Annotated in this window: 7 protein-coding genes and 1 pseudogene; 3 read left to right on the top strand and 5 right to left on the bottom strand. The window is 50.7% G+C overall.

Features of this window, described 5'->3' with window-relative positions; all coding sequences use genetic code 11:
• Positions 1–121 precede the first annotated feature (121 nt).
• From AC5JLB_RS18330 to rpsT, 5 genes are all read right to left on the bottom strand, one after another.
• Positions 122–4,111 (bottom strand): DNA-directed RNA polymerase subunit beta', encoded by a 3,990-nt coding sequence (locus AC5JLB_RS18330; protein ID WP_495875264.1) that lies wholly within the window; start codon positions 4,109–4,111, stop codon positions 122–124.
• Between the two features lie 76 nt (positions 4,112–4,187).
• Positions 4,188–6,062 (bottom strand): DNA-directed RNA polymerase subunit gamma, encoded by a 1,875-nt coding sequence (locus AC5JLB_RS18325; protein WP_495875263.1) that lies wholly within the window; start codon positions 6,060–6,062, stop codon positions 4,188–4,190.
• A gap of 88 nt (positions 6,063–6,150) precedes the next feature.
• Positions 6,151–9,474, bottom strand: a complete 3,324-nt coding sequence (gene rpoB, locus AC5JLB_RS18320; RefSeq protein WP_495875262.1) for a DNA-directed RNA polymerase subunit beta — start codon at positions 9,472–9,474, stop codon at positions 6,151–6,153.
• 391 nt (positions 9,475–9,865) lie between these two features.
• Positions 9,866–10,657, bottom strand: a complete 792-nt coding sequence (locus tag AC5JLB_RS18315) for a TatD family hydrolase (protein WP_495875261.1) — start codon at positions 10,655–10,657, stop codon at positions 9,866–9,868.
• A 73-nt stretch (positions 10,658–10,730) separates the two neighbouring features.
• Positions 10,731–11,030: a 30S ribosomal protein S20 gene (gene rpsT / locus AC5JLB_RS18310; RefSeq protein WP_495695436.1), complete on the bottom strand. Its 300-nt coding sequence runs from the start codon at positions 11,028–11,030 to the stop codon at positions 10,731–10,733.
• A 229-nt stretch (positions 11,031–11,259) separates the two neighbouring features.
• On the opposite strand from rpsT, the gene hisD reads away from it, so the two are divergent.
• From hisD to AC5JLB_RS18295, 3 genes and pseudogenes are all read left to right on the top strand, one after another.
• Complete coding sequence (gene hisD / locus AC5JLB_RS18305; protein WP_495875260.1) at positions 11,260–12,573, top strand: histidinol dehydrogenase; 1,314 nt, start codon at positions 11,260–11,262, stop codon at positions 12,571–12,573.
• A 21-nt stretch (positions 12,574–12,594) separates the two neighbouring features.
• Positions 12,595–12,729, top strand: a complete 135-nt coding sequence (locus AC5JLB_RS18300; RefSeq protein WP_495875259.1) for a hypothetical protein — start codon at positions 12,595–12,597, stop codon at positions 12,727–12,729.
• 186 nt (positions 12,730–12,915) lie between these two features.
• Positions 12,916–13,091 (top strand): annotated as a pseudogene (locus tag AC5JLB_RS18295) (hypothetical protein); the annotation flags it as partial.

The raw sequence follows: 13,091 nt of genomic DNA, 5'->3' as shown, positions 1-13,091 counted from the left end.
CATAACGTGGCTCTCGGACAACACTAAACTTGCGTTAACAATACATACAAAAAATCCTCTCAGTTTACGCAAAACTGAGAGGGTTGATCATAAAGACAGATAGCCGTAGAGAAACTAACGATTACAGATCGTCATCTAGAGTGTCATCAATCAAATCGTCATCATCATCATCCAAAACCGGTGAGAACGATGGACTGGGGGCACCTTCATCCTCTAATACATCTGGCGTCTCCGCCGCTCCAAAGCTCTCGAAGCTAAAGCTGGGGCGATCCTCGATGCTATCTAAGCCGTAAGTACGAGCGGTGCGATCGTCGAGTACCATTTCCGAAAAATCGGTATCGTCATCAAAGATCGTCGGGTCGTACACCGGATCGAGATCCGGGCTACCCACTTCTTCGTAAGCATTGAATCCCGTTCCAGCCGGAATTAGGCGACCAATGATCACGTTCTCTTTGAGACCGCGCAGCCAGTCGGACTTGCCCTCGATCGCCGCTTCAGTCAAGACGCGAGTCGTCTCTTGGAAACTCGCCGCCGAGATGAAGCTATCGGTGTTGAGCGATGCCTTCGTGATTCCCAACAGTACCGGAGTATATTGGGCAGGCGCACCACCCGTAATCGACATGGCTTCATTCACCTGATCGATTTGGTACAGCTCGACCAATTCTCCAGGCAGCATGGTGGTGTCACCACCGTCATCTACCCGCCCCTTCGAGGTCATCTGACGCACAACGACTTCGATATGCTTATCCGAGATGTCAATCCCTTGAGATTGATACACCGCTTGCACTTCGTTCACCAGGAAGGTCTGCACCTCGCGCAAACTAAAGGCGGAGGCATCAAGACTGCCCAATTCCTCACTCTTAGCTTGGAAGAGCACTTCCAGCAATTCGTGCGGATTCGCTGGGCCGTCGGTGAGGCGCTCTCCCGCCAGCACTTTTTGTTCGTCAGACACGATCACGTTCTGGCCCGGCCCCAAGGGATACTCGGTGATCAGACCATCGCGATCGATAATCTTCACTTCAACCGAATCATCCTCTCCATAAACCACTTGTGCGGTTCCAGGTCGTTTTGCCAGGACGCACGCTTCCTTCGGCTTGCGACCTTCTAGCAGTTCTTCAATTCTCGGTAAACCTTGAATGATGTCTCCGGTCTTGGTGCGCTCAAAAATCAGCAGTACCAGGTTGTCACCCCGCTGTACCAAGTCGCCATCGTCTACGTGCAACACGGCTCCTGGAGACACTCGATATGGACGTGCCACTCGCAGCGTCACCTGATTTCCGTCCACTTGCAGCACTTGACCCGAGTCTTCGAGCGGTTGCTTAGGCGAGAGATCCATGCCAGCAACCATCAGATCACCTGGACTGACGGACGGTGTGCCTTTGGCTTCTAGCGTGACCGTATCTGCTTCACGCACCACGAGAATGCGACGAATCGCTTCCGCCCCTTGGCGAATCCCCTGAACTTCCCCAGCTTCCTTACACTGAATTTCAGTTCGAGCGACGACAGCTCCCGGTGCAATTTGGTCACCGTCTTGTACCAAGATCTGTGTGCTGGTTCTGCCCTGCGTAGTATCCGCTGAGATGTCCCGACGAATCACTAACGATTCAAGAATCACCAACTGTAAGCGATTAACATCCGGATCGTCGGTATCGGTTACCACTTCGATGTCGGCGGCCAAAGCAGAATCCTGATCGATCTCTAGCACCAGTTGAGTCCGTAGCAGGTCATGTCCTTCGACCGACTTGACGCGCTCACCGTCTTTGTAAGGCAAACGCTGGACGGCCCGCAGGCGAATTGCCCGTCCAGATTCCTCAGCGCTCGATTCTTGACTCGGCACAGATGGCTCATCGGGTACGGCAAATTCCATTACTGGGCGCAGCAAAATTGCCGGACCTTCAGGTGTCTCAATGTACTCTGCGTAGCGCAGTTCTTCGGAGATCAATCCGGGCATCACCTGCTGACCAGGATTAACCAGAACGGCTTCTCCCTTAGTAATCACATCATCGAGGTTATCGATCATGTGCAGATCGCCAGGTTTAACTACGATTTCCCGCAGAATGTCGTTCTTCTGGGTCACTTCGACGACCCCATTGCTCTGGCAGAAGATATCTTTTACCACTTCTGTGCCAGCTTCCACATACTGACCGTCTTCGACCATCAGCAAGGAAATGTCTTTGTTGACCTCATGCGCTTCTTCTGGAATCCACAGCAGCGTACCGCCTTTGACGACTTCGTACCCTTGCTTGGCTTTGCCTTTTTTGCCAATTTCAACTCCAGAGTATTTGATGATGCCACCCGTTTGAGTATGGTAGCGATCGTCAACTAACTCGGCGACCACCTGACCGCTTGTGACCTCGGTTCCGGGCGTGGCTTTCAGCAAGAAGATTTGGTTGTTGGTCGTTTCGAGGAAATACTGATCGCGTCCTTGGTTGCTATCCACGCGCACCTTGGCTTGATCGAGCATCACTGAAGCGGTAATGATTTCAATTTCCCGTCCACCTTTGCTGTTTTCGCTCGTTTCCGGCAGTCGAACGATACCGCCGTTTTCGGTCACAACCTTTGTTTCGGCGATCGTCCCGCCTGCCACCACGCGATCGCCGTTCTTCACGATCGGCTCAGCTCCCGGCGGCAAGTTGTAGACTTCTCCAGAGAGAACCCACATTAAGCCACCCCGCTGAGCAATCCGGGTGGTGTTGCCCTGACGGTCTTTTTTCTCTTCGGGCACAACATCTGCAAATCGGACTTCCCCTGCTAGGTCAGAGGCAACGTCTTTTGCTGCTTTCTCAGTCGTCTTGCGACCTCGACCCGTCAATGGCACTTCGGCCAAGATTTGACCGACTTTCACATGCTGTCCGTCTCTAACCAGCAGGGTTGCACCTTGAGCAACCGTGAAAGTTTGCTGCTGTCCGTCTTTACTGTCGAGCAAAATCTTGAGGTCAGATCCGACGCTTTCAACGATCAGCGCATCTTCTCCGTGACGGGTGCGGAGCGGACGAGTTCTCAATTTCTTCGGTAATTTAATGGTGCCCGCAAAGCTAGCTTTTTCTTGACGCGCCATTTCTCCGGTAAACACACCACCCGTGTGGAATGTCCGCATCGTAAGCTGGGTTCCCGGTTCACCAATCGACTGCGCCGCGATGATGCCCACCGCTTCGCCGATGTCAACCATCTGATTGTGTGCCAAGCTCCAGCCATAGCAGTGCTGACAGACCGATCGCGCCGCTTCGCAGGTCAGCGGCGATCGCGCCACTACCTCTTTCACTTTGGCTTTGCCGATCTGCTGAGTAATCTCGTTGGAGATCGCTTCGTTGCGAGCCACAATGACTTCGCCAGTTTCAGGATGTAGCACATCAGCCGCCGCAACCCGTCCCAACAGCCGATCTTTGAGGGGAATAAGGGTGCGATCGCCGTCCATCATTGGACGAACCGGAATGCCGCGCTCAGTGCCACAATCCACCTCACGGATGATCACGTCCTGAGAGACATCGACCAATCGACGAGTGAGATAGCCAGAGTCTGCTGTTCGGAGGGCCGTATCCACAAGACCCTTCCGCGCCCCATACGAGGAGATGATGTACTCAGTAACGGTCAAGCCTTCCCGGAAGTTGGTCTTAATCGGTAGGTCAATAATTTCCCCTTGCGGGTTTGCCATCAAACCGCGCATTCCGACTAACTGACGAACTTGAGAGATATTACCCCGCGCTCCAGAGAACGCCATCATGTAAACCGAGTTCAAGGGGTCGTTTGACTGGAAGTGACGCACCACTTCATCTTTTAGGTCTTCGCTCGTTCCGTTCCATGTATCGATAACTTTCTGGAAACGCTCGACTTCTGTAATCTCGCCGCGCGTGTACTTTTCTTCTGTTTCCCGAATCGTTTCCTCGGCGGCATCTAACAATTTGCGCTTACTGGGAGGAATTTGCAAGTCATCAACGCTAATCGATACGCCTGCTTTCGTCGCATATCGGAAGCCCAATTCTTTGATCAAATCCGCCATTTGAGCCGTTCGCGCCGTTCCATATTGCGTGAATGACCATGAAATCAGGTTGGTCAACTGCTTCTTGTTGATTACCTGATTGCGAAACACTTGCTTTTCTGTTTGCTCTGCCATCGGTTGCCCGCCTCTAGATTTATGATTTTGGAGTTGGAATTTTGGCTCTATACTCTATCCAAAATCCCAATTCGCTCTAACCCACTACCGCATCCAGAACTGTCTTGTTATAAATGATGCGTCCTGGCGTAGTCTTGACATATTGAGAAATGAGATTGCCGTCTTGGTCTTCCCGCACCCGACGATAGTTATAGAGTTTGGTCACGATACCATCGGGCGATCGCTCTTCCTCAATCACCTCGTTATCGTCAACGTCCATTTCGACTTTGCCGTCAAAGCGCACCCAGACATAAGCGTGCAGATCAACGATATTTTGCTCATACGCATTGATCGCATCATCCAAACTCCCGAAGTAACGACCCACGCCCTTGGTCGCTTTAGGATTTTCAGCGGTGAGATAGTAGCAGCCCAGCACCATATCTTGGCTAGGCGTGATAATCGGACGACCTGTTGCCGGTGAGAGAATGTTATTCGATGCCAACATCAACAGTCGCGCTTCCGACTGGGACTCAATCGAGAGCGGCACGTGAACCGCCATTTGATCACCGTCAAAGTCCGCGTTAAACGCAGGACAAACTAAGGGGTGGAGTTGAATAGCACGCCCATCGACTAAAATTGGCTCAAAGGCTTGAATACCGAGACGGTGCAGCGTTGGCGCACGGTTGAGCATCACCGGATGTCCTTCAATCACCTCTTGGAGGACATCCCACACGGTCGGATCGTTGCGCTGAATCAGCTTCTTCGCAGCTTTGATGTTATTGACCAAGCCTTGACGAATCAAACGGTGAATCACGAACGGCTGGAATAGCTCGATCGCCATTTCCTTAGGCAGCCCGCACTGGTGAATTTTGAGTTTCGGACCGACCACGATGACGGAACGACCCGAGTAGTCAACCCGCTTACCTAAGAGGTTTTGACGGAAGCGGCCCTGCTTTCCTTCAATAATGTCAGAGAGCGATTTGAGCGGACGATTGTTTGCACCCACCACGGTTCGACCGCGACGACCGTTATCAATCAGCGCATCCACCGCTTCTTGCAGCATCCGCTTTTCGTTTCGCACAATGATTTCAGGCGCAAGAATCTCTTGCAACCGAGCTAGACGATTGTTGCGGTTAATTACTCGACGATACAAATCGTTCAAGTCAGAGGTGGCAAATCGTCCACCATCAAGCTGTACCATCGGACGCAAATCGGGCGGAATCACCGGAATCACATCCAATACCATCCACTCCGGCAGCGATCCGGTGGCAATAAAGTTATCCAAAACCCGCAGCCGTTTGATTAACTTGGCTCGCTTCTGCCCTTTAGATACCGCGATTTCTTCACGCAGTCGCTCTGCTTCTTCGTCTAAGTTGATGTCCTGCAACAACTGCTTCAGCGCTTCTGCTCCAATTCCGACCTCGACTCCAGTCAGTTGAGAATCTTCGCTATAGAGTTCGTCCTCAATTTCAATCCACTGATCTTCCGTCAGCAGTTGTTTGTAGGTCAAATTCTCAGCGTTGCCCGCATTCAGTACGACATAAGCGTTGAAGTAGACAATTTGCTCCACATCGCGCAATGGCATATCGAGCAAAATTGCCATGTAGCTGGGAATTCCCTTGAGATACCAAACGTGCGCCACTGGAGCTGCCAGTTTGATAAAGCCCATGCGATGGCGGCGAACCCGCGATTCGGTCACTTCTACGCCGCATCGTTCACACACAATCCCCCGATGGCGTACGCGCTTGTACTTACCACAGTGACATTCCCAATCTTTTGCAGGTCCAAAAATGCGCTCGCAAAACAAGCCATCCATCTCAGGCTTGAGGGTGCGATAGTTGATCGTTTCTGGCTTGGTAACTTCGCCTACAACCTGCCCGTTAGGTAAAGTCCGTTCTCCCCATTGACGAATTCGTTCGGGAGATGCCAGACCGATTTTTACATAGTCAAACCGTTGCTCTAGCTTTGGCATCGCGTCGTTTCCTTATATTCCGAGTGCAGCGAAAAAGGGGAGTGAGAAGAAAAGGCGAGGGAGAAAAAACTTCATCCCTCATCCCTTCCTAGTCTTCGTCGTCTTCTAAAGATTCCCTAGAGATCGACTCATAAGTTGGGCGAGACGGTGCGCGGCGATTGTTGACATCTGCCATCAGATCAACTTCCATGTCGCTGCTGCTACCATCGTCCTTGGTTTCAACTTTGTGAACAGCAACGTCGAGACAGAGGGACTGCAACTCTCGCATCAGTACCTTGAACGATTCCGGTGTGCCAGGGCGGGGAATCGCTTTGCCTTTCACGATCGCATTGAGTGCCTCGTTTCGTCCCTGCATGTCATCAGACTTCACTGTAAGCAATTCTTGCAACGTATAGGCCGCACCGAAGGCTTCGAGTGCCCACACTTCCATTTCTCCAAAGCGCTGCCCGCCTTGCTGAGCCTTACCACCAAGCGGCTGTTGAGTCACGAGCGAGTAAGGGCCTGTCGAGCGAGCATGAATCTTGTCGTCTACCAGGTGAACCAGCTTCAGCATGTAGGCTTTACCCACGGTGACAGGACGATCAAACGGATCGCCGGTTCGTCCGTCATACACCTGGATCTTGCCTGCGTTGTCAGGGTTGTAGAGCCACTCTCCATCCCGCCCTTCACTCGTCGCAAGCCGAGAATCCCGTGATTCTTGCAGCTTGCCGTGAACGGTTTCTCTCGATTTTTGCTCTCCGTGCATCTCATCGAAAGGGATAACCTTGAAGCGAGAATCGAGACATTCTGCTGCCCACCCCAGCAAGCACTCGTAGACCTGACCGACGTTCATCCGGCTCGGTACACCAAGAGGATTCAATACAATGTCGATCGGCGTGCCGTCGGGCAAGTAAGGCATGTCTTCGATCGGCAGAATCCGGGAAATAATCCCTTTATTGCCGTGACGACCTGCCATCTTATCGCCGACTTGAATCTTCCGTTTCTGAGCCACATAGACGCGGACGACCATGTTAGCTCCTGGCGGCAATTCATCACCTTGCTCACGAGTAAACACCCGTACGTCGACAATGCGACCTTTCTCACCGTTGGGAACGCGCAACGAATTGTCTCGCACATCTCGTGCTTTTTCACCAAAGATGGCACGCAACAGCTTTTCTTCTGGCGGCTGATCCGATTCTCCTTTCGGAGTCACTTTACCGACGAGAATATCGCCTGATTCGACAAACGCTCCAATCCGAATAATGCCATTCTCATCCAACTGGCGTAGGGAGTCTTCCCCAACGTTCGGAATTTCGCGCGTAATCTCTTCAGGGCCAAGTTTGGTTTGACGAGCCTCGATCTCAAACTTCTCAACGTGGATGGAAGTATAAACATCGTTATAAACCAACCGTTCGCTAATCAGAATGGCGTCCTCGTAGTTGTAGCCTTCCCACGGCATGTAGGCCACAAGAATGTTCTGACCAAGGGCGAGTTCACCTCGCTCAGTAGCAGAACCATCTGCCAAGATTTCTCCTGCAACAACCTTGTCACCGACAAAGACGATCGGGCGCTGGTTGAGACAAGTATCTTGGTTCGATCGCTGATATTTTTGAAGCGAGTAGCTCAGTTCTTTGCCCGAATCCGCACTACGAACTTTGATAGTGTTAGCGTCTACATAAGTCACTTCTCCATTAGAGCGACTCACAATGACCATGCCAGAGTCACGCGCTGCTTGTGCTTCTAGTCCCGTTCCCACAAGAGGGCGCTCAGGGCGGAGCAAAGGAACTGCCTGACGCTGCATGTTCGACCCCATTAAGGCACGGTTTGCGTCATCGTGCTCTAAGAACGGAATCAGTGACGTCGCAACAGAAATAATCTGTACGGGTGAGACAGCGACATAGTCTACCTCTTCGGGAGATGCTGTCGTAAAGTCCTGGCGATAGCGAACAGCGATCGAGTCACCAAGAATTTTATTGTTTTCATCGGTGGTGATATCCCCTGCTGCCACCCGCAGATCATCTTCTTCATCCGCTGTCATATAAGCCGGGGCTTGATCTTTTAGCACACACCCGTTTTCGACTTTGTAGAAGGGAGTCTCAATGAATCCGTAGGCATTTACGCGAGCGTGAGTTGCCAATGAACCGATTAGACCTGCGTTTGGGCCTTCAGGCGTTTCGATCGGGCAAATGCGTCCGTAGTGGGACGGGTGAATGTCTCGAACGGCAAATCCTGCCCGTTCACGAGTCAGACCACCCGGACCTAAAGCGCTAATGCGTCGCTTGTGTGTCAACTCGGCTAATGGATTGGTTTGATCCATGAACTGCGACAACTGCGAAGATCCAAAGAATTCTTTGATCGCTGCCACTAGCGGCTTTGGGTTTACCAACGAAGCAGGTGTTAGTGAGTCAGAATCCGAAACGGTCATTCGTTCGCGAATGATCCGCTCTAAACGGTTGAGACCAACCCGGACTTGGTTTTGTAGCAGTTCACCGACTGAGCGGACGCGACGGTTGCCCAAATGATCGATGTCGTCGATCATGCCGATGTCAAACTCTAAGTTGATCAAATAGTCGATCGAGGTGAGAATATCTTGCGGCGTCAGAACGCGAATAGCTTCCGCCACGTTTAGACGAAGCTTCTTATTCAGCTTGTAGCGCCCAACTTTGCCTAAGTCGTACCGTTTCGGATCAAAGAATCGAGACTCTAATAACTGAGCACCGCCATTGACCGTTGGAGGTTCACCCGGACGCAGTTTTCGGTAAAGCTCTAGTAGCGCTTCTTCTTCACCGTACTGACCTTCTTTCTCAATTGTCTTCTGAAAATATTCAGGGTGACGCAGTGAGTCAAAGATTTCGTTATCGCTTAGACCTAGAGCTTTGAGCAACACCTGAGCTGACAGCTTACGAGTTTTGTCAATCCGCACCCAAACGAGATCATTCTTGTCAGTTTCAAACTTTAGCCATGCGCCACGGTTGGGAATCAGACTCGCGTTGTAGGTGCGGCGTCCGTTCTTGTCTGTCTCCGATTTGTAGTATACGCCAGGACTACGAACAATTTGGTTGACGATGACTCGCTCAGCACCGTTGATAATAAACGTACCGCGATCGGTCATCAGCGGCAGATCGCCAATGAAGACCTCTTGCTCTTTAATTTCTCCAGTTTCTTTATTGATCAGGCGAGTGGGCACATACATCTGTACCGCATAGGTGCTATCCCGGCGTTTCGCTTCATCAACGTCGTATTTCGGGCGCTTCAGCTTATAGTCTTTTCCAATAAAGTGAAGCTCTAGCTTCCCGGTGTAGTCTGTAATGGGTGAAAAACTATCGAGTTCTTCGATCAAGCCTTCTTCAAGAAACCAACGGAAACTCTCCCGTTGAATTTCAACCAAGTCAGGTAGAACAAAAGCGGGGGTGGTGTAGGTCTGCTCAGTCATGCGTCTCCTCTGAAGGGTCACGCCCAGCGCGAATCCCAGATTTTACGGTATTTGCAAAAATATGTCAATGCAAAAAGTTTGGAGTTCCTAATGAATTCCAAATTTACGAAATATTCAATTTCAGGTGGTCAGTAGCCAGGTGAGCCTCCAAGATTTCCAACAAGTTTGGAAGAAAAATGTGAGTTGAGCATCGTTGCCACTGGCACTTGCGAAGCTAATCGCTTTGGAAGATCAAGCTTTGATGGAAGAGATAAAGCTAAAAAAACGGTTGGCATTCGGACATTTGGCTGCACTCCTCCCATTATGGCGCAGAATTTACAATTTGTGGGTTGACGAATCAGGAAACTTATGTGATCAGAGTGTTCAAAATCTAGAACAAGATGCTGCAATTTTAGGGAGCGGCTAGTCCAAACAGAGCGCAGGCATTTTGAGTGGTCTGTTCTGCAAGTTGTTCTAGGGGAACGTCGCGCAACGCTGCCACTTGTTGAGCCACGTACTGAACGTAAGATGGTTCATTTCGCTTTTCCCCTCGTTTTGGCACTGGCGAGAGGAAGGGACAGTCCGTTTCGATCAAGATGCGATCGCTCGGAACAATCCTAGCCGACTGGTGAATCTGCTTAGCATTTTTAAAGGTGACCGTCCCGCTAAAACTGACATACAGCCCCAGATCGAGAAACCACTGAGTTTCGGTTGGCGTGCCGCCCCAGCAGTGCATGACGCCATTCACCGATCCATGATCCTGCCACCATTGCCGCAACACCTCTGCCATAGTTTCAGCAGCATCGCGACAGTGAATAATGACAGGCAAGTTCAGTTGATGCGCGATCGCAAGGTGGGCTTGAAAGGATTCAATTTGCTGGTCTCGGTTCTCCGCTTTAAAGAAGTCCAGCCCCGTTTCGCCAAGAGCAACAACCCGCATATCAGATTGAGCCAACGTCAGAATTTCTTCCTTTGTTGAGTCGGGCGACCACTTTTCCTCGACATCGAGTGGATGCAATCCCACCGCAAACGAGAGTTCGGAGAAGCGATCGGCAAGACTCTGAATGGTAGAAAATTCAGACGGCTCAACACAAGAATGAATCAACCGGACAACGCCTGCCTCACGCCAACGAGACGCGATCGCGTCTAAATCCGGCTGAAACGCCTCGAAATTAATGTGAACGTGGGTGTCAATCAAGTGCATTCAAGTGCATTAGAAACGGGTGTCAAGAAGCAAAGTGTGGAGACGGGCGCTTGAAACCCAACCCTATCAAAACTTAGGAAGCGGTTGTCGCTTCGTGCTGCTTCAATACGCTGGCCAAACGCGACTTTTTGCGCGCACCATTATTCGTGTGCAGCACACCACGCTTCACAGCTTTATCAATCTTGGAGAAAGCCGCAGACATCGTAGACTGAACTTCCTGCATCGCTTCAGGAGACGGTTGAGCGGAGTATTGACTCACTGCCGTCAGATATTTCTTTGTCAGCGTTCTGACAGCCGACTTGTACGCCTTGTTGCGTAAGCGATTGCGTTCCGCAATCAGGACACGTTTTTTTGCAGACTTAATATTAGCCACGGTTATCTCAGAACTCTACTTAAAATGTAGGTGGATACAAAATCGTCAGATAAAATACTATAACATCTGGCGCAAGCGATCGTGTGATCCCTTAAAAATCCGAGTTAGGCTAGACAGCATATCCAGATAAAGCTAGATACAATAGTAGCTGTGGGCTAACTCAGGGCACAATCAAGACCGCTTAATTCTTCAGACGAGTTTTTTCTCAAGACGGACATTGCAAAACTCCATGCTGCGAATCATTACTCAGTGGACTGAGGCGAAAGCCGAACTGCGACGGATTTGCGATCGCACTCATGACGATCAAGTTATGCACAAGGAAGCGACTGTCCGAGAGGTGCTGCAAGCTGTGAAGCGGCAAGGCGATCGGGCAGTGCTAGAGTACACCCTAGAGTTTGACCAGCAGCAACTCGCGCCTGAAGATTTGCGGGTGGGTTCTGCTGAAATCGATGCCGCTTATCAGCAGGTGTCTCAGGAGTTTGTTGAGGCAATTCGGCTAGCAAAACAGCAAATCGAAGCGTTTCATAAGCAGCGTGTGCCCAAAAGTTGGGTTCATTTTGGGGATGATGAAATTGTTTTAGGAAAGCGTTACACACCTGTGGATCGAGCAGGCTTATACGTTCCAGGCGGAAAAGCGGCGTATCCCAGTACGGTTCTGATGAATGCAGTTCCGGCTAAGGTTGCTCAGGTTCCAAGAATTGTCATGGTGACGCCTCCAGGAAAAGATAAAACGGTTAATCCCGCCGTTTTGGTTGCGGCACAAGAAGCAGGAATTAGTGAGATCTATCGAGTCGGCGGGGCGCAAGCGGTAGCTGCCCTTGCCTATGGAACGGAATCGATTCCTAAAGTGGACGTGATTACAGGCCCAGGAAACATTTACGTCACGTTGGCAAAAAAATTAGTCTACGGAACAGTTGGCATTGACTCTCTAGCAGGTCCTTCTGAAGTTTTGGTGATTGCTGACCATACGGCAGAGCCAAGTCATGTGGCGGCGGATCTATTAGCCCAAGCCGAGCATGATACGATGGCAGCGGCAATTTTAATTACAACAGATGCCACGATCGCTCGGAAGGTGGTGGATGAAGTGGAGCGGCAGCTAATTGATCATCCCCGAAAACTGCTGACCGAGAAAGCAATCGCGCACTATGGCCTGATCATCACCGTTGATTCACTCAAGGCGGCGGCGGAGCTATCGAATGATTTTGCTCCCGAACATTTAGAACTCGAAGTGGAAGATCCGTGGAGTTTGCTTCAAGATATTCGCCACGCTGGGGCAATTTTCTTGGGAGATTCGACGCCTGAAGCGGTGGGAGATTATTTAGCCGGACCTAATCACACGTTACCCACGTCTGGGTCTGCTCGCTATGCATCTCCGCTCGGTGTCGAAACATTCCTGAAGCACTCTAGTTTGATTCAATACTCTCCGACGGCTTTGCAGAAGGTGGCGAACGCCATTGATACGCTGGCAACGGCAGAAGGACTGCACTCTCACGCTAATTCTGTGCGGATTCGGATGCGGGGCAATTTGAACCCTGAAGCCTAACTCATTGGAGTGGTCGTTGCCATGTCTTTAATGAATATCCCGCCGAGTACCCTGATGACGACGTCTGCTGGGGAGGTGATTGCTTTTCCGCCAACCGATTTGTACAGCGACGAGCCTCCTGTAGAAACTGATTTTCATCGCGAACAAATTGAATGATTGATTTCTTGTCTTAAATGGTGGTGGCGATCGCGCAACGATTTCTATGTCTCTGGTAATCTAACGATTTACTACAACGAAAACCAGATCAAGTCTCGTGATTTTCGCGGCCCTGATTTCTTTGTAGTACTAGATAGTGATCCACATCCTCGCAAGAGTTGGGTCGTGTAGGGTGAAGACGGAAAATATCCGAACGTCATTATTGAGATGCTGTCTGACAGCACTCAGGATGTTGACCGTACTGCTAAGAAACTGCTTTACCAAAACACGTTCCGTACCCCAGAATATTTTTGGTTCCATCCTGAGACACTAGGTTGTGTTGACATTTCAGCGAAGTTCAATCAGCAAGGCAGTGAAATAAA

Source organism: Myxacorys chilensis, from assembly GCF_059505265.1.
Note: the sequence above shows the minus strand (reverse complement) of the source record. Positions and strands in the feature narration are given on the sequence as shown.